The sequence below is a fragment of the Solimonas terrae genome (genome assembly GCF_011067135.1).
GTDB lineage: Bacteria > Pseudomonadota > Gammaproteobacteria > Nevskiales > Nevskiaceae > Solimonas > Solimonas terrae.
The window spans coordinates 86,097-103,095 of record NZ_JAAMOW010000011.1 but is presented as its reverse complement, the minus strand read 5'-3'; the positions used below and the strand labels follow the sequence as shown (position 1 = coordinate 103,095).

Below are 16,999 nucleotides of genomic sequence, written 5' to 3'. Positions count from 1 at the left end.
CCGGTGCCGGAGCGCGAACCGGCTCTCCAGATCCGACGGTAGTGCTTCCGGCAGTCGCCGACCCCCCGTCCGCGCCCGGCGCCGGCCGTCACCCATCGTTCGATGAACGGGCCGCCGAGTCCAGGAAGGACCGGAGTACCGCTGCGACGCGCTCCGGTTGGTCATAGTGAATTCCGTGGCCTGCGTTCGGTATCGGCTCGACTTGCAGCTGCGGATGGATGCGCTGCAGTCCGGTCGCCGTGTCCCGCGACACGACGCCCGCATCGCCGACCAACATCAGGATCGGCACCTCGATTGTACGCAGCAACTGCCGGTAGTCGGGGTTGGGCGGGGTGAGAACCTGGAACGCATGAATGCTGGTCTGCAGCCGGGCATCGGCGAGTAGCCCGACCAGCTCGCGCGCACGATCCGGATGTCGTGACCGCAGTTCGACCAGAACCTCGTTCGCGTCGCGGGCCAGCAGCTGGCGGTGCTGCGCCATGACTTCGCTTTCGAACACTTCCTGCTGGCGTGGCGGATCGAGAAATGTCGGATCAAGCAGCGCCAGGCCGCGAATGGTCCGCGCGGCCGTGCTCGCGACCACCGCCGCCGTCATGCCGCCCATCGAGTGTCCGACCAGGATCGGTGCCGACAGCCCGAGTCCGGCAATCAGCCCGATGACATCGCGCGCCTGATCCTCGTACCCGTATCCGGACGGCGGCGCGCCCGACTGCCCATGCCCGCGGGCGTCCGGCATCACCACGTCGTAGTCGTCCGCCAGCGTGCGGGCCAAAGGCGTCCAGCACGCGCCGCTGCCCATCAAGCCGTGAAGCATCAGCACGGCTGGTTTGTCGCCGCCGGTTCGCAGGTAATGAAGATTGATGCCGTTCGCCCGGCAGCGTCCGTCCGTCCATTTATTCATTTGATGACGCCTGCCCATTTCGCCGCACCGTTCTGTTGCCGGAGTTTCCGGCTGCTCACTCGCCGGTGCCGCATGCGGCTTTCACTTCCGCGCCTGCCAGACCGACTCGCTCCAGGTCGGTGCCGCCGCCTTGATGATGTCGAGAACCTCCGGCGGAACGTCGCCCGCTCCGGTGAGCTGGCGCACCTCCAGCACATCGTCCGTGCCGAGACCGCAAGGCGCGCGCAGCGCCCAGGAAATCGCCTCCTCGAGCGATCCGACTTCGATGATGTAAAAGCCGCCGAGCAACTCCTTCGACTCGGCGAACGGGCCATCGACGACGTAGCGCTTCCCACCGGCCGCCGCGACGCGGGCGCCGCGCGCTGCCGGATTCAAGCCTTCGGATGCAACGAGAACGCCGGCCTTGTGCATGTCCTCGTTGAACGTCATGTACGCCGTGAGCAGGGCCTCGTCCACGCCGCCGCCGGCGTCCGGCTCCGCACGGTCCGCGCCCGCCTGTGCCGTGATGATGAATCGCATCGTCATTCTCCTGGGTCGAATGGTGGCTCGGCATTGCGACGAACGAGGCGCCGGCAAATCGACACTTTACGGCCGGATTTCGATGATCCGCATGGCAGGCCCGCAGGGCGATGAATCCGTAAGCTTCCCCGCCTGAGCGACAACTCGTAACCAGAGCTTTCTGGCATCGAGCTTGCTGCCGCCCGATGAGAATTTGGAAACGCGAGCTTCCGGTGGCACGGCACGCTGTTCGATCCCGATCAGGCCGCTGCGGCCTGATTCATCACAGCAGCAGCAAACGTTTCCGAGGGTTGCGCAGGAGAAGACAGCAGATCATGGCGTAGACGGCCGGCCCGTCCGGGCAGCAAAGCCGACAACAAGCGTGAGCGCGGATAAGCTCGTTGCGAACGTGTGGCGCTCCCGGCGCGGATTTCCATGAAGACTCGGCCTGCATCGCAGGCCCTCGACGAAGCCGAATGTACGACTGCAACCACCTTTGCACGCCGCGATCAGCGCTTCACTCACCTGCGGGCTTGCGGGAGGAGTCCATGTACACCTTGTTGGGCCGCACTACAGCAAATGGCCGAACCATGCCTTTACTGCCTCTTTGTTAATACCGTCTGATTGAGACCACCAGCATGCTGGATAAGCCATATCGACGAATCTGCGGTCTGGCAGCGCCCTGTGATCCGCGCGCACAAAGGCTTGCTGAAAGCCGCGATGCTCAGCCGTTTGAAGGACTCCCGCGATGCCCAATATGCCAAGGAGAATGTCACGCTCAGGCTTATTTGACTTTAGTGCCTTTGGGAGATGGCTGTGCAACTGAGCGGAACTCGTGCCTGGCGGGACATTTTCGATGCAAGCGATAAGTTCTTTGAAGAGGGAGACATGCTCCGGCAAAACTCTGACGTGAGGGAGCATCTGAAATTGCTCAAGATCAAACGCTGCGTAAAGTGCCTGTAAGTGCCTTACACCTCCCCACTTGAAACGCTCGAAATTCAGAACATTCAGATCTTCTTTCTTTGACTCTCTCTGCGAATAGCTGCCGCAGATGTCGCACGACGGACCTTCTCCGGCCCAAGCATGGCTTGGGAAAGCCTTTAAAACGGCGTAGCTTCCGAGCGCAGAACGATGGGCCAAACTGCGCGTTGCAAGACTTGTAATGAATGCGTCTGCAACTGCCTTTGGTTCAATGCGCTCGCGGATGGTGAGACATTTTCTGACGATACCGTCGTGATCGATGGCGATGGTGTCAAACATAACCCCCGCCTCTTTTGCGTAAGCAAAGTCTGCATCTGACACCAGTTCCTTGCGCTTCCAGCCGCCAGAACCCCAGTGCGCGTCATGCAAAATGGTAAGTGCTCGTTTGTCCATGTGCTTTTAGGCCCAACGCCAATTAGACGGACGACGAAATCCGTCTAATCCGTGACCCAATCCACATAATCCCGGCGCGGAGTCGCCAAGTCCCTGATTCTGTGTGGCGTTCTGACGGAGCGCCGGATTAGATGGATTCAGACGCGGCATTCGGGTGGCTCGCCGATCGGATGTTCAGGCTCATTAGAGCCTCGTCCCTGCCATCGGGCAAGCGGCGGGCCCGTCGGCGGCTTTCGTGGACCGTGCCCGCTACAATGCGCGCCGGCAACCGGGACCATCGCGTGAGCATCAAATCGGACAAGTGGATTCGCCGCATGGCGGCAGAGGGCATGATCGAGCCGTTCGAGGCCGGGCAGGTCCGGCATGTGAATGGCGAGAAAATCGTCAGTTACGGCACGTCGAGCTACGGTTACGACGTGCGCTGCGCCAACGAGTTCAAGATCTTCACGAACATCAATTCGACGATCGTCGACCCGAAGAACTTCGACGAGAAGTCGTTCGTCGATGTGAAGTCGGACGTCTGCATCATCCCGCCGAACTCGTTTGCGCTGGCGCGCACGGTCGAGTATTTCCGCATCCCGCGCTCGACGCTCGTGGTCTGCCTGGGCAAGAGCACCTATGCGCGCTGCGGCATCATCGTCAACGTCACGCCGCTGGAGCCGGAGTGGGAAGGGCATGTGACACTGGAGTTCTCCAACACCACGCCGCTGCCGGCGAAGATCTACGCGAACGAAGGCGTCGCGCAGATGCTGTTCTACGAATCGGACGAGGTTTGCGAGACGTCTTATCGGGATCGCGGCGGCAAATACCAGGGCCAGCGCGGTGTCACGCTCCCCAAGACCTGAGACCTGATCTCGCTTCAGGGCGGCGCGATCCCGGCCGCGATTCGCCTTGCCGTCGATCCCGCTGCGCGGGTCCCTCGCCGGGTGGCTCGCGCGGTTGATTCTAGGCCGCCGGCGGTTCCCAGAGCTCGACGCGGTTGCCGTCCGGGTCCATGACCCAGCCGAACTTGCCGAAGTCCGAGCTGTCGGTTCTCTCGTCCACCTCGCAGCCTTCGGCGCGCAGCGCGGCGAGTACGGCGTGCAGGTCGCGCACACGGTAATTGATCATGAAGCTGGCGCTGCTCGGCGCGAAGCTGTTCGAGGCCGCGTCGAAGATGCTCCATGCCAGCGGCGCGCCGGCATTCGGGTCGCCGCCGAAATGCGTGCCGCCCCAGTCCTGGATGTCGAGACCCAGATGCTGGCGGTACCAGGCTCGCAGCGCGTCCGGATTGGCTGATTTGAAAAAGATGCCGCCGACACCGATGACACGTTCCATGGTTTTCCCCTGATCTGCCCGGCCCATGATGGATCAGCAGCCGGCGGCTTGCGACGGCGGGCGAGGTGGCCGATCCTTCGCCGCTGAAGAACGACGCGGCGCCGGCATGCCGCGAACCAGAACGAAGTGGGGGGAAACGATGAAGCAGCTCATCAAGGGGCTGGTGCTGCCGGCGGTCTTGTGCCTGCCGGCCTGTCATCACGCGCCGGAGGCGGCGCCGATTGCCGCCACGCCGGCGGCACTGCATGCGCAGAGCGCCGAGTTCAAACGCGAGATTCTCAATCCGGCCGACGGTGTCTACGTGGCGATCGGCTACGGCATCGCCAATTCGATCCTGCTGGTCGGTGACGACGGCGTGATCGTCGTCGACACCACCGAAACGGCAGAGTCGGCGCGCGAGGTGCTGGCGGCGTTCCGCAAGATCACCGACAAGCCGGTCAAGGCCATCGTCTACACGCACTCGCATCCGGATCACATCGGCGGCGCGGCAGTATTCGCGGCAGGCCGCGACGTGCCGGTGTACGCGCAGCGCGAGCTGGTGGCGAACATGCAGCGCACGTCGATCGAGCTGCAGACCGCGATCACGCGCCGCTCGCAGCGCATGTACGGCATGCCGCTGCCGGCCGATCAGGTGATCAATGTCGGCATCGGCCCGTTCGTCGACATGCATGCCGACAGCACGGTCGACACGCTGCCGCCGACGCGCGTGTTCGACGAGCAGCTCGAAGACACGGTCGCCGGCATTCACTTCCGGCTCGTGCATGCGCCGGGCGAGACCGGCGACCAGTTGTTCATGTGGCTGCCGGAGCGGCACATCGTGCTGTCCGGCGACAACTTCTACCGCGCGTTTCCGAACCTCTACACGATCCGCGGCACCAGCTATCGCGATCCGCGCGCCTGGGCGGACTCGATCGACAAGCTGCGTGCGCTGCACGCCGAGGTGCTGGTGCCGAGCCATACGCGGCCGCTGGTCGGTGCCGACCGGATCGAGGCGGCGCTGACCGATTACCGTGACGCGATCCGCTATGTCTACGACCAGACGATCCGGCTCATCAACCAGGGCCGCACGCCGGACGAGATCGCCGCGACGCTGAGGCTGCCGGCGCATCTGGCATCGTCACCTTATCTGCAGACCTTCTACGGCAATGTGCCGTGGTCGGCGCGCGAGATCTACAGCGGCCTGCTCGGCTGGTACGACGGCGATCCGGCGAGCCTGCAGCCGCTGGCGCCGGACGACACCGCGCGGCACATGATTGCGCTGGCCGGCGGCATCGATGCACTGGCGAAGCAGATCACGGACGCCGAATCGCGCGGCGAGCATCAATGGGTGCTGCAGCTGTCCGGCTATGCGCTGCGCGTGGTGCCGGATCGCGACGACGTGCGCAAGGCACGCATCGCGGCGCTGCGTGCACTCGGCGCGGCGGAAAGCAATCCGAATGCGCGGCACTGGTATCAGGTCAGCGCCGGCGAGCTGGCGGGCGAGTACAAGCTGCCGGCGCGCGTCGTCAAACCGACGCCGGCGATGCTCGCGCGCATGCCGCTGGCGCGCTTCTTCGACGGCATGGCCGTCAACCTCGATCCGCAGGCCAGCGGCGACGAGACACTGAAGGTCGGCTTCGAATTCACCGACGTGCCGGAGCGCTACACCTACATCGTCCGGCAAGGCGCCAGCGAAGTGGTGCCGGCGATCACCGACGATGCCGACATCGTCGTGCGCGTGTCGGCGCAGACCTTCAAGGAAATGCTCGCGCAACTGCGCAATCCGGCGTTGACGATCGCCAGCGACTTCACGGTGGTGAAGGGCAGCAAGCTGGGCTTCGTGCGCTTCATGCGCTGGTTCGTTCCGGACGCGTCGTAGCGCATTCCGCGCTTCGCGCGGCCCGCACCCCAGCCCTCTCCCACCAGTGGGAGAGGGAGAAACGCGCTGTATCCCTCTGCCGCGGGACAGGGCGGCGCAACCGGCGATTCAGTGCTGGACAGCCGCACCCGGGCGGGATTCTTTCCGGAGGAGCGGCGCAAGCCGCGAACGCGGAGGCGACGGTTCCGCACTGCACGCGGCCCTCACGCCGGCTCTCACCCACCGGTGCGAGAGGCAGAAATGCGCCGATTCCCTCTGTGGATTGTGGAAGAGGCTGGCGCGGCCGGCGGTTCAGCGCTTGCCGCGCGCGCGCAGCACCGCCCACGCGGTTTCTTCCTTCGAGGCCTGGTAGATGTTCTTGTCGTCCGCCGACAGGTACAGATTGTTCCAGTACGCCGTCGTCATCGGCTTCGGATCGGCGGGTGACTTCTGGTCGAGCAGGTTTGCGCAATCGTCGAGTGTCGCCGCCGGTGTGTCGCTCCAGTCGTCGCCGATCTTGATCTGGCAGTTCGGCAGCGGCGTTCCTTCCAGCGTGGTCTTCGGCTCGTAGGCTTCCGACGACAGCGTCGTCGACTTGAAGGTCTGTTCGCCGGGCTCGGCGGCGGCACGCTGCGGGGCCGGGTCGGCCGCCGCGGCGTGCAGGCAGCCCAGCAGACCGCCGGCGCAGGCGAGGGCGAAGAGGGTCTTGCGAATCATGGCAGCTCCGTTGCGGTGAACCTGCCGCGCATCTTAGAGCCTCCCACCGACGCAGTCCCCGGTTTCCGACCGATGGGCATTGCGCCTGGATCGACGCGGTGCCCGGCGTCCCGACGTGCCGGCATGGCGAGGTGCCGGACGATGCTGCGATCCGTCGACATCGGCTGGCCCGTCTGCATCGCCGGATCGCGTCGCGGTGCCGCCGACCGCGCGCTTTCGTCCGCCGTATCGCTCATCTGTCGTTAAGAAGCCGCTCCGATACTCTGCGGCGAATGAGCAGCAAGCCGATCAGACTGGGCTTTGTCGAGCCGGGGCTGCGCAGGACGCCCTTCTTCCTCGAGATTCGCCGCTTTCTCGGGCCGACGGTCGAGTGTGTCTACTACGCCCGGCGCGGGATCGTCCGCCGCTATGTCGAGGCCGTCGACGCGCCGCTGTTTCCGGCCGATCCGCGGCCGCTGGATCGTGAATACCCGATCAGCGATGCCGAGTTGCGCGTCGCGGTCGGCCAAAAGCAGCTTGCGCTGCGCGAGAAGCCGGCACTGGCCAAGGCGCGGCGGCTGCTGGCGGAACTGTCCGAGTTCGTCGATCGCAGGCGGGTCGATGCGGTCCTGCTCTGGAACGGGTCGCACCTGCGCGGTGCGCTCGCCACTTATCTCGCGCGCCGCCGCGGCATCCCGGTGATCTTCGGCGAGCACGGCTACTTTCCGGGCACGCTGCAGCTCGACCTCGAGGGCGTCAATTTCCGCTCGTCGATCAGCGAACTCGTGGCCCGCGGTGCGGCGCAGCTGCCGCCGGATCGGCAGCTCGATCGCGCGCTCGATCTTGAAATCGCCCACTACAAGGCGGGACGGCCGATGCGCGTGAAGGAGGGGCGCCTGCCGCCCGTGTACCGACTCGACACCGCGACGCGCATCCGGCGCTCGCTCAAGCTCTGGTACCAGGCGCGCGGCGGCAGCCTGGCGCCGATGCGCCGCGCGGACAACGCCGATCCGGCCGCTGCGCTGCCCCCGCACTATGTGCTGCTGCCGTTCCAGGTGCGCCACGATTCGCAGCTGATCCTGCACTCGCCGCTGGTCGGCAACGACATGGAGCGCCTGCTGGCTGCGCTCGACGCCGCATTGCCCGCGGTCGATCCGCGGCTGCGGCTGGTCGTCAAATTCCATCCCGGCGAATTTCCGCAGGTGCAGAACCGCTATCGCGATCTGCCGAAGCGCTATCCGCAGGTACGCTTCTGTTCCCGCACGCCCGTCACCGCGTTGCTCGCGAACGCGGCGGCGGTGGTCACGGTCAATTCGACGGTCGGCTTCGAGGCGTTGTTGTACGACAAGCCCGTGGTGACACTGGGGCGGAATTTCTACACGGTGCCCGGGCTGGTGGAGCCGGTTCGAAGACTGGACGAGCTGCCGGACGTGTTGGCGCGGGCCTTGTCACGCCCCGCCGATCGCGAGCGTCGCCGCGCATTCCTGCGTTATGTCCATTCGAAATTCCTGACCTTCGGCAGCTGTCAGGACTTCAGCGAGCGCAGCCTGCTTGCGGTGGCCGAACGGATCGGCGAGTTGTTGAAGCGCGCGAGTTCGCCGTTGCAGCGCCCCGCGGCGGAGAAGGCGGCGCTTGCGGCAACAGCACGGCCGCGCGTGGCCGTCGCGACGCCCGCTTTCGAGGTGCGGTCCTGCGTTGCGGAGTTGCCCGCAGCGGCGGGCCTGCAGCCGGCGGCGACGAGGTATCAGAAGCGATAGCGCGGCATGCGGTGCACGTAGGCGATCGCGGCGCCATCGGCCATCGCCTTGAGTTCGACCACCGTCTGGGTGACGACCGGCTGGGTGTACCCCATGGTCGACAGATACTGATTGACCGGCGTGAGTCGGGTTTCGCAGCTTTTCTCGACTTCCGCCGCGAGCTGCAGCGGATCACGCGAACCGACGTTGATGTAGCGGTCGCCGAGCGTGTCCTGCAGACACTGCCGATAGTCGCCCGCGAGCGTCGCCGCCTGCTGCAGGTGTTGCGGGCTGACGCTGGTCGACGGCGTGTCGGCGTAGGCCGGACAGGCGGCGATGGCGGCGAGGGCAAGCAGGTAGCGCATGAAAGGTCCCGGGAATGAATCCCTGCGGCGGAAGTTGATGACTTCAGCCTAGACACCTGCACGATGCTTGCCATCGCAGAGCCGATCAGCGGATGCGATCGCCGGATCGGCGCGTGGATTTCAGGTGGCGGCGCCGGCCCGCCGCATGCGACTGAGGAAGCCCATCACGCGCGTCGCCACGCTGACTTCCTCCGGGGCCTTGATGGTCTCGACGGCATGCGCGGCGCGCAGCGCCGGTGCGCTGCGCAGTACGCGATGATGCCGCAGGGCGCTGGCGAGGCTCATGCTGAACGCGCCGCGCCGCAGCGGCTTGGGCAACAGGCGATAGACCTGGCCCTGGTTGATCAGGCCGATGAACACCGAGACGTCGGCGAATGGCGTCAGCACGATCGTGACGATCTCCGGCCGTTCCGCCTTGAGCATTTTCAGCAGGCCGGTGACGCTGTGATTGGCGACCGCAAGCTCCGAGACCACGACGCCGATGGCTTCGCGCTCCAGCGCGGTGAGCGCCTGATCGAGGTCACGCGCCCAGATCACCGGCTGCGACGTGCCGACGATGTCCTGCACGGCGTGATAGATCTCGGCGTCGTCGTCGAGTACCAGGATGGTTTCCGGGCGTGCGACTTCCGGTGCGACGAACTGCCCGGTTTCGGTCTGCAGCGGCTCCGGCGGCGCGGCCGGCCCGGCAGCGAACAGCGACGCGGAGATGTTCGTGGCCTGCGCGACGGTGTCGCGCAGTTCGGCGGCGTCCCAGGGTTTGTTGACGAAGCGGAAGATTTCGCCTTCGTTGACCGACGCCACCACGGCATCGAGTTCGGAGTAGCCGGTCAGCAGGATGCGCATGGTCTGCGGCGAGCGTGCACGCACCTGCTTGAGCAGTTCGGCGCCGCGCATCTGCGGCATGCGCTGATCGCTGACGACGACGTGCACGCGCTGCTCGGTAACGGCGCGCAGCGCCACGCCCGGATCGGTGGTGGCGAGCAGGTCGTACTGGCCGCGGAACAGCATCGCCAGCGAGCGCAGGATGCGTTCCTCGTCGTCGATCAGCAGCAGGGTCGGCTTGCTCATGTTTCGTCCTTCAGGCGGCGAGGGCGGATTCGGATGCCGCGCGCAGCGGCAGCGAAATGACGAACTTGGTGCCGCGCTGCAGTTCGGAGACGACGTGAATCGTGCCGCCGTGCGCCTGCACGATCTGCTGCGAGATCGACAGGCCCAGGCCGGTGCCCTGGCCGACCGGCTTGGTCGTGAAGAAAGGATCGAAGATCTTCGCCAGATGTTCCGCCGCGATGCCGCGGCCGTTGTCCTGGATGTGGATGCGCAGCCAGTCCGCGTCGGCCTCGGTCTTCAGCAACAGCTTGCCGCCGTCTTCGCCGACCGCCTGACCGGCGTTGGTGATCAGATTGAGCAGCACCTGGTTGATCTGCGACGGCGAGCAGCGCACCGCCGGCAGGTTCTCGCCGTAGCGCTTGATGATCTCGAGGCGGTGCTTGATCGCGTTGTGGGCGATCACCAGGGTCTGGTCGATGCAGTCGTTGATCGAGACTTCGGCGACGCGCGACTGGTCGAGCCGCGAGAAGTTGCGCAGGTTGACGACCAGATCCTTGATCGTGTCGACGCCGTGCAGGGTGTCGCGCAGCAGCGCACGCGTATCGGCCAGCAGTTCCGGGTCGGCGAGCGAGGCGCCGAGATCGCTGCAACGTGCGATCTGCTTCGCGAGCGCCGCTTCGTCGAGATCGTCGGCCGTCAGCATGTCGAGCAGCTTGTGGTGCTCGCCCAGGGTCTGCACGCCGTCCTCGAACAGGCTCGCGACCATCTCGACGTTGTTGCGCACGTAACCGAGCGGCGTGTTGATCTCGTGCGCGACGCCGGCAACCATCTGGCCGAGCGACGCCATTTTTTCCGATTGCACGAGCTGCGCCTGCGAGGCCTTCAGCGCCGTGAACGCCGAGTCGACGCGCTGCTGCAGTGCCGACAGCAAGTCGACCGCGACGCCCATGCCGGCATAGCGGCCGTCGTCTTCCAGCACGAAGTCTTCGGTGATCGGTGCGCCGAGCCGGGCGGCGACGAAGCGTGCCGCATCGTCAAGCGGGGCGCTCAGCGACACGCGGATCGGCTCGGCGTTCATCAGCGTCGTCACCGATCGCGTCCCGTACAGCTCGCGGCCGAAGCGCCGCAGGAACACGTTGTTCAGGGTATGACGACTGATCGTGCCGACCGCGCGGCCGTTGGCGACGATCGGCAGGCACAACATGCGCGCATTCGCCGCTTCCAGGAAGGCTTCTGCCGCCGCGTCCACCGTCGCGGTGGGGGCAAGCGGCGCGACATCGAGTCGCAGACGCGCCAGATCGGCAGGCGACTCGGAACCGCTTCGCAAAGGAGCATTCATCGGCGCGCGAGCGTAAACACGCGATGTGAAGTTCTTGTGGCGGATTGTTGAAGGCGCTGCTCCTCCGGGCGTCGCGGATCACGGTCCTGGGTCCTGGGTGGCGCGTCCTGGGGCGCAGCTTGCGGGTCGCGACTGGCGAGTGGCGAATGGCGACTGGCGAGTCGCAGGTTGCGGGCGGCAGGAGGCAGGTTGGCGATCATCGGTCGCCCATCGCCCATCGCCCATCGCCCATCGCCCATCGCCCATCGCCCATCGCCCATCGTGGGTCACGGATACTGCTTGCCGGTTTCCGGTTTCCGGTTTCCGAGTTTCCGGGTTTACTGACTGCGGACTGCGGACTGCGGACTGCGGACTGCGGACTGCGGACTGCGGACTGCGGCTGGTGGGGTATGCGTTGTGGTTTGTTGTCGAGAGTCGAGAGTCGAGAGTGGAGGCAGGCGACGGCTGCCGGCTGCAGTCAGCCACCGCCCCACCTCACCCAACCCTCTCCGCCCGGGCGGAGAGGGCCACCGGCGTCGGCCCTCGGTCCGGTGAAGTGCGTGCCTGCCACCCCGTCAGCCCGACGGTCGAGCCCTCTCCGCCGGCGGAGAGGCTTGGGTGAGGTGGGGTGCCTGCCACGCGCGACAAGCCCGCAAGGAGAAACGACCCTCAGTCGATCCCGACGATCCCAGCGATAGCGGCGGGTCCGGTCCGTCGGCTTGCCGATGCGCCGTTCGATCGACCGGCGCGTTGCCACCCCCAGTCGGCCCGACGATCGAGCCCTCTCCGCCAGCGGAGCGGAGAGGCTTGGGTGAGGTGGGGTGCCTGCCACGCGCGACAAGCCCGCAAGGAGAAACGGCCCTCGGCCGATCCCGACGATCCCCGTGATTGCGACGATCCCAGCGATAGCGACGGGTCCGGTCCGTCGGCTTGCTGGTGCGCCGCTCGATCGACCGGCGCGTTGCCACCCCCAGTCGGCCCGACGATCGAGCCCTCTCCGCCAGCGGGGCGGAGAGGGTTGGGTGAGGTGGGGTGCCTGCCGCGAGCGACTGGCCTGCAAGCACCGGCAGCCCTCAGTCGATCTCGACGATCCCTGCGGTCGGGCTCATCGGCTTTCCCGCATGCCGCCTGATCGACCAGCAGCGATGTGCAGGTGGTGGTCGTTTGAAATCCTCGTCCAGCGTCTGTGCGGTGATGTCACGCGCATCGAACTGGCCCTCGATCAGCGTGTCGAGTTTGAAGCTGCGGCGGTTGGTCGAGAAATACAGCGTGCCGCCGGGTGCCAGCAGCGCCATGGTGTCGCGGATCAGGCGGCCGTGATCGCGCTGGACGTCGAGCGTGCCTTCCATCTTCTTCGAGTTCGAGAAGGTCGGCGGGTCGAGGAAGATCAGGTCGAACTGCGGTGGTGTCGGCAGCTTCGCGCGTTCTTCCAGCCACAGCACGCAGTCGGCGCGCGCCAGGCTGTGCTGCGTCAGGCGCTGGCCGGGCGGTGGTGGCCGGTCAAAGCGTTTCGAGTGGTGATCGTTGAGCAGCAGATTGCGCTGTGCCCATTCCAGATACGTGTTCGACATGTCCAGCGACAGCGTGCTTGCCGCGCCGCCCTGTGCAGCATGCACGCTGGCCGCGCCGGTGTAGCAGAACAGGTTCAGAAAGCGCTTGCCGGCGGCCTCGGACTGGATGCGCTTGCGGATCGGTCGGTGATCGAGAAACACGCCGGTGTCGAGGTAGTCGTCGAAATTCACGTACAGGCGACAGCCATGTTCGTCGATGACGTACATGCGTTCGTTGTCGTTCTGGCGCTGGTACTGGCTCGTGCCTTTCTGCGACTGCCGCAGCTTGTAGTGCAGGCGCGCCGGCGCAATGTCGAGCACCGACTGCACGCCGGCCAGCGCGCCGCGCAGGCGCTTCTCGGCGCGCTGCGGATCGACGCTCTTCGGCGCCGCATACTCCTGGACGTGCGCGTGCTGTTCGCCGTCGACGGTCTCGTAAAGATCGACCGCGACCGCGTACTCCGGCAGATCGGCGTCGTAGACGCGCCAGCAGTTGACCCCGGCGCGCTTCGCCCACTTGCCGAGATGCTTGAGATTCTTGCGCAGGCGGTTGGCGAAATCGTCGGCCGCCTCGACGACCGGTGCTGCGCCGTTGACGGCAGGCGCCGCCGCGGCGATCTCGAAGCGCAGCAGCTTGCAGGGAATCGCGCCGTTGTACAGCGACGAGATCTTCTCGGCGCGCAGGCCGAGCCGTGGCGACAGGTCGTCGCGCGCGGTGAAGAAGCCGAAATGCCAGCCGCCGAAATGCTGCTTCAGCGAGACGCCGAGCAGCGAATACAGCTTGACCAGCTCGGCATCGTTGGCGAGCCGCTCGCCGTACGGCGGATTGGTGACCACCAGACCCGGCGTCGCGACCGGCGGCCGCGCGGCGATCGCGTCGCCGATGCCGAGGATCAGCTTGCCGTTCAGACCGGCGCGTTCGGCGTTGGCGCGCGCGGCGGTGATCGCGCGCGGTTCCAGATCGCTGCCGTGAAAGCGCGCCGCGAGTTTGGCGAGGCCGTCGGCGCGTCGTTGTCCGGCTTCTTCGACCAGCCGCGCCCAGACCGCCGGCTTGTGATCGAGCCAGGCCTCGAAGCCCCAGCGCGAACGCAGGATGCCGGGCGCGACATCGGCGGCCAGCCATGCGCCCTCGATCAGCAGCGTGCCGGAGCCGCACATCGGATCGAGCAGCGGTGCGTCGGCGTTGGCCATCACCTCCGGCCAGCCGGCGCGCACGAGGATCGCGCAGGCGAGGTTTTCCTTGAGCGGTGCTTCGACGCCGCGCGCGCGGTAGCCGCGGCGGTGCAGGCTCTCGCCGGCCAGATCGAGGCTCAGGGAGCCCTGTTCACGATCGAGGTGCAGATGCAGGCGGATATCCGGCTGCTCGGTATCGACGTTCGGCCGCTCGAAGCCCGCGGCGCGAAAGCCGTCGACGATCGCGTCCTTGAGCTTGAGGCCGGCGAAGTGCGTGTTGGCGATGCCCGGCGTGCGCCCGGCGACTTCGATCGCGAAGCTGCTGCCGGCGGCGAACACGTCCGGCCAGTCGATGGTTTGCGCTGCGTCGTAGATCGCCTGCGCGTCACCCAGCTCGAAGGTCTTCAGGGGCAGCAGCACGCGGCTCGCGAGCCGCGACCACAGACAGGCGCGATACGCAGTCTCCAGCGTCGCCTTGCCGGCCACGCCGCCACGCGCCTCGCGTGCCTCGCCGACGCCGAGCGCGGCGAGCTCGGCGACCAGCAGCGGTTCGACGCCGCGCGAGCAGGTGACGAAGAGGGGAAGGGAATACATGCGGCATTATCTCAGAGCCGGGGTCCTGCAGCAGCGCGCCTTGCATACGGCCGGCATCCGGTGCCCGGCCGGCGTCCTGTTTCACGTCGCAAGGCGAGACAGGCCCCGGGGCGAGCTGCACTGGTCGCGTTGTCGCAGCGAGTACAGCCGATAGGTCCCGAACTGCTTCGCGAACTCCACTTCGCCGGCGTAGTCGAGCGTGAAGTCGTCCGGCGCCTCGAGCGCAACGCGTGCGGCGAACGCCTCGGTAACGTAAATCATGCTGGGTGGCACGACCGGCTCGATGCGCGCCGCGAACGACAGCTGCGAGCCGTAGTAGGTCAGTTTTTCCTCGACCGGATCGATGCCCGAATAGGCGGGTGCGTAGTGCGCGGCGATGCGCAGTTCCAGATCGCCGAGTACGCCGTCGTCGCGCAGGCGCCGCTGTTCGATCTCGTGCTGGATGTCGGCGACGATGTGTCCGGCGCTGGCGGCGTCTTCGGTGACCACGTGCAGGGCATCGCCCCAGGTCTGACGCACCAGCACTTTCGCGGCGTGGCGGTCGAGCAGGTCGGCGAGCATTTGCATGATCTCGCGGTAGTAGCGCGGGAACATCGGATCGCGCAGGCGGCGGAAGCTGGCGAAGTCGGCAAAGATCAGTCCGACCATGCGCCGCTCGCTGCCCGCCGTGCCGGGTGGATCACAGCTCGGCGCTTCGCCTGCGAAGCGACGGCAACGCAGTGCCGCACCGCCCAGGCAGTCGACTTGCTGCAACTTCAGACCGAGGCGCTCGGCACTGAGCCGCGCCAGCCCGCGGTTCATCAGCGCCGCCTCGGCTGCGGCCCAGGCGGTTTCCGCGTACAGGAAGCCGCGCAAGGTCGCCACGCCTTCGGCTGCGTCGAGCACGCGCTGCAGGCGATGCGGTGCGCCGGCCTCGCGACCGCGCCATTGCCGGGCGAGTTCGCCGGCGGCAGTCGGCAGGGTCAGGTACAGGCGCGCGCCATGTGCGATCAGCTGTTCGCACAGCTTGAGCTCGAACGGCGTGCTCAGTGCGACGTGCAGCAGGGCGCGATCGTGAACGAGCCGGCGCAGCAGCGGCGGCAGGACGATGTCGCGGCAGTCGGCCGCGCCCTTGCCGGGCAGCAACAGGACCAGCGGCGGCAGTTGCAAGGCGTCGAGCAGCGCCGGATCGTGGCCGAGCCTCAGGCACAGCGTGCGCAGCTGCTGGCGTGTGCGGCTGCGCCGCCCGACATCGTCGCGCAGCAGTCGATTGGCGGCCGTGAGCTTTTCCCGGCAGGCGCGCAGATCGCCGAGCAGCAGCGCGGCTTCGCTTTCGGTGGCCAGCGCGTAGAAGCGGCCGATTTCGTCGCTTGCCGCGCGCGTACGCCGGATGGCGGCCTTTGCCAGCCGGCGCGCGTCGGCGCGGCGTCCGGCGAGCATCAGCATCGACGCGGCATTGATCGCGCTGTATGAGCCGCCGTGGCGGCGATAGGCTTCGCGATAGGCACTGGCCGCGCGCGCGAACTGCGCTGCACCGCCGCTGCCGGTCAGCGCCAGGTCCTTTTCGAGACGGCCGCGCAGCGCCAGCCAGTCCTCGTCCAATTCGTCGTCGTGCAGGTCGAGGCTCAGGTAGCGGTCGAGCGCCATGCGCACGTTGCCGGTATTGGCGAGCGCCTGGATGCGCAGGTATTCGAGCCGGCGCGAGCGCAGGCCGCTCTTGAGCGCGCGATAGACGATGTCGTTGCAGGCCAGTTCGTTGCCTGCGCTGCGCGCAAGCTCGGCGCTGTGCAGGACGCGACTCAGCTCGTCGTCCTCGATCGGGCCGGCGGGGATCGCCCGCACCGGGTCGCTTTGCGAGGGGTCGACGATGTGAACCGGTCGCTCGCTCGCGCAGTGCGAGGCATGCAGGCGCAGATCGGGCGGAATGCTCGCCGGGTTGCGCCGCCAGGTGACGATTTCGGCGGTGCCGCCGGGTTCCAGCGAGGCCAGCGGCCGCAGGATCGCGACGACGTGATCGGCGTGCTGGGCGAGGATCGCCGCCAGTCGCCGGTACTGGTGCTGGCGGAACGCACGCGAACTCAGGCTGCCGGCGTCGATGGATTCCGGATACAGCGGCACGATGGTCGTGCAGCGCTGCAACAGCGATTCGGCTTCGGCCGCGAGCGCGGCGCGCGCGCTGCGCGCGATTTGGCGCTGCTCGTCCTGCGCGCGCAGCACCCAGTCGTTGATCAGGTTGTCGACCGGCACCGGCAGCAGCGCGGTCATCTCGAACGGCAGACCGCGCTCGCGCAGCCAGTCGGCAGCGGTTTCGAGGAACAGCATGTCGGCACCGGGGGCCATGCCGACGAACAGCGACAGGCGGGTCGCGCCGTCGGCAATCAGCGTCGGCAGGACCTGTTCGACGAGCTGGCGCCGTGCACGGCGGGCTTCGCTGCGGCTCAACAGCAAGTGGCCGCAGGCGCCGACGCGCAGGCGCCGCGCTCCGGCATCGGCGCGCAGATGCACGGCCAGCCAGTCGCGCAGTGGCAGGATCGTCGTGCCCGCCGTCGACAGTGTCGTGCTGTTGCCCATATCCCCCGTTTCGACCGACAGCCAGGCAGCCATTATGATTCGC

The 16,999-nt window shown here is 66.8% G+C and carries 13 protein-coding genes; 3 read left to right on the top strand and 10 right to left on the bottom strand.

Annotated features, from left to right (window positions below; all coding sequences use genetic code 11):
* Window positions 1–88 precede the first annotated feature (88 nt).
* From G7Y85_RS19055 to G7Y85_RS19045, 3 genes are all read right to left on the bottom strand, one after another.
* Window positions 89–919, bottom strand: coding sequence for an alpha/beta fold hydrolase (locus G7Y85_RS19055; RefSeq protein WP_206675622.1), 831 nt, complete (start codon window positions 917–919; stop codon window positions 89–91).
* Window positions 920–982: 63 nt separating this feature from the next.
* Window positions 983–1,420: a YciI family protein gene (locus G7Y85_RS19050; RefSeq protein ID WP_166261251.1), complete on the bottom strand. Its 438-nt coding sequence runs from the start codon at window positions 1,418–1,420 to the stop codon at window positions 983–985.
* 549 nt (window positions 1,421–1,969) lie between these two features.
* Entirely contained in the window at window positions 1,970–2,773 is an 804-nt protein-coding gene (locus G7Y85_RS19045; protein WP_166261248.1) for a hypothetical protein, read from the bottom strand.
* A gap of 281 nt (window positions 2,774–3,054) precedes the next feature.
* Here G7Y85_RS19045 and dcd point away from each other — a divergent pair, with 281 nt between their 5' ends.
* Window positions 3,055–3,618, top strand: coding sequence for a dCTP deaminase (gene dcd, locus G7Y85_RS19040; protein ID WP_166261245.1), 564 nt, complete (start codon window positions 3,055–3,057; stop codon window positions 3,616–3,618).
* A 100-nt stretch (window positions 3,619–3,718) separates the two neighbouring features.
* On the opposite strand, the gene G7Y85_RS19035 is transcribed toward dcd, so the two are convergent.
* Entirely contained in the window at window positions 3,719–4,090 is a 372-nt protein-coding gene (locus tag G7Y85_RS19035; protein WP_166261242.1) for a VOC family protein, read from the bottom strand.
* Between the two features lie 139 nt (window positions 4,091–4,229).
* On the opposite strand from G7Y85_RS19035, the gene G7Y85_RS19030 reads away from it, so the two are divergent.
* Window positions 4,230–5,948 carry an alkyl sulfatase dimerization domain-containing protein gene (locus G7Y85_RS19030; protein ID WP_166261239.1) on the top strand — a complete coding sequence of 573 codons (1,719 nt, stop codon included), beginning with the start codon at window positions 4,230–4,232 and terminating at the stop codon, window positions 5,946–5,948.
* Between the two features lie 291 nt (window positions 5,949–6,239).
* Here G7Y85_RS19030 and G7Y85_RS19025 read toward each other — a convergent pair whose 3' ends face one another.
* Window positions 6,240–6,644, bottom strand: coding sequence for a hypothetical protein (locus G7Y85_RS19025; protein WP_166261237.1), 405 nt, complete (start codon window positions 6,642–6,644; stop codon window positions 6,240–6,242).
* Window positions 6,645–6,916: 272 nt separating this feature from the next.
* Here G7Y85_RS19025 and G7Y85_RS19020 point away from each other — a divergent pair, with 272 nt between their 5' ends.
* Window positions 6,917–8,380: a capsular polysaccharide export protein, LipB/KpsS family gene (locus G7Y85_RS19020; RefSeq protein WP_166261235.1), complete on the top strand. Its 1,464-nt coding sequence runs from the start codon at window positions 6,917–6,919 to the stop codon at window positions 8,378–8,380.
* Here G7Y85_RS19020 and G7Y85_RS19015 read toward each other — a convergent pair.
* From G7Y85_RS19015 to G7Y85_RS18995, 5 genes are all read right to left on the bottom strand, one after another.
* Complete coding sequence (locus tag G7Y85_RS19015; protein ID WP_166261233.1) at window positions 8,368–8,724, bottom strand: hypothetical protein; 357 nt, start codon at window positions 8,722–8,724, stop codon at window positions 8,368–8,370. The genes G7Y85_RS19020 and G7Y85_RS19015 overlap by 13 nt on opposite strands.
* Before the next feature lie 120 nt (window positions 8,725–8,844).
* Entirely contained in the window at window positions 8,845–9,792 is a 948-nt protein-coding gene (locus G7Y85_RS19010) for a response regulator (protein WP_166261231.1), read from the bottom strand.
* A gap of 10 nt (window positions 9,793–9,802) precedes the next feature.
* Complete coding sequence (locus tag G7Y85_RS19005; protein WP_166261229.1) at window positions 9,803–11,110, bottom strand: sensor histidine kinase; 1,308 nt, start codon at window positions 11,108–11,110, stop codon at window positions 9,803–9,805.
* A 1,052-nt stretch (window positions 11,111–12,162) separates the two neighbouring features.
* Window positions 12,163–14,406: a bifunctional 23S rRNA (guanine(2069)-N(7))-methyltransferase RlmK/23S rRNA (guanine(2445)-N(2))-methyltransferase RlmL gene (rlmKL, locus tag G7Y85_RS19000; protein ID WP_166261227.1), complete on the bottom strand. Its 2,244-nt coding sequence runs from the start codon at window positions 14,404–14,406 to the stop codon at window positions 12,163–12,165.
* Between the two features lie 81 nt (window positions 14,407–14,487).
* Complete coding sequence (locus G7Y85_RS18995) at window positions 14,488–16,989, bottom strand: tetratricopeptide repeat-containing protein (protein WP_166261225.1); 2,502 nt, start codon at window positions 16,987–16,989, stop codon at window positions 14,488–14,490.
* Window positions 16,990–16,999: the final 10 nt, after the last annotated feature.

Excerpts from the sequence above, each read along its gene's own strand:
- G7Y85_RS19055 (WP_206675622.1), bottom strand. The coding sequence starts at position 919 with ATGGGCAGGCGTCATCAAATGAATAAATGGACGGACGGACGCTGCCGG.
- G7Y85_RS19050 (WP_166261251.1), bottom strand. The coding sequence starts at position 1,420 with ATGCGATTCATCATCACGGCACAGGCGGGCGCGGACCGTGCGGAGCCG.
- G7Y85_RS19045 (WP_166261248.1), bottom strand. The coding sequence starts at position 2,773 with ATGGACAAACGAGCACTTACCATTTTGCATGACGCGCACTGGGGTTCT.
- G7Y85_RS19035 (WP_166261242.1), bottom strand. The coding sequence starts at position 4,090 with ATGGAACGTGTCATCGGTGTCGGCGGCATCTTTTTCAAATCAGCCAAT.
- G7Y85_RS19030 (WP_166261239.1), top strand. The coding sequence starts at position 4,230 with ATGAAGCAGCTCATCAAGGGGCTGGTGCTGCCGGCGGTCTTGTGCCTG.
- G7Y85_RS19025 (WP_166261237.1), bottom strand. The coding sequence starts at position 6,644 with ATGATTCGCAAGACCCTCTTCGCCCTCGCCTGCGCCGGCGGTCTGCTG.
- G7Y85_RS19020 (WP_166261235.1), top strand. The coding sequence starts at position 6,917 with ATGAGCAGCAAGCCGATCAGACTGGGCTTTGTCGAGCCGGGGCTGCGC.
- G7Y85_RS19015 (WP_166261233.1), bottom strand. The coding sequence starts at position 8,724 with ATGCGCTACCTGCTTGCCCTCGCCGCCATCGCCGCCTGTCCGGCCTAC.
- G7Y85_RS19010 (WP_166261231.1), bottom strand. The coding sequence starts at position 9,792 with ATGAGCAAGCCGACCCTGCTGCTGATCGACGACGAGGAACGCATCCTG.
- G7Y85_RS19005 (WP_166261229.1), bottom strand. The coding sequence starts at position 11,110 with ATGAATGCTCCTTTGCGAAGCGGTTCCGAGTCGCCTGCCGATCTGGCG.
- rlmKL (WP_166261227.1), bottom strand. The coding sequence starts at position 14,406 with ATGTATTCCCTTCCCCTCTTCGTCACCTGCTCGCGCGGCGTCGAACCG.
- G7Y85_RS18995 (WP_166261225.1), bottom strand. The coding sequence starts at position 16,989 with ATGGCTGCCTGGCTGTCGGTCGAAACGGGGGATATGGGCAACAGCACG.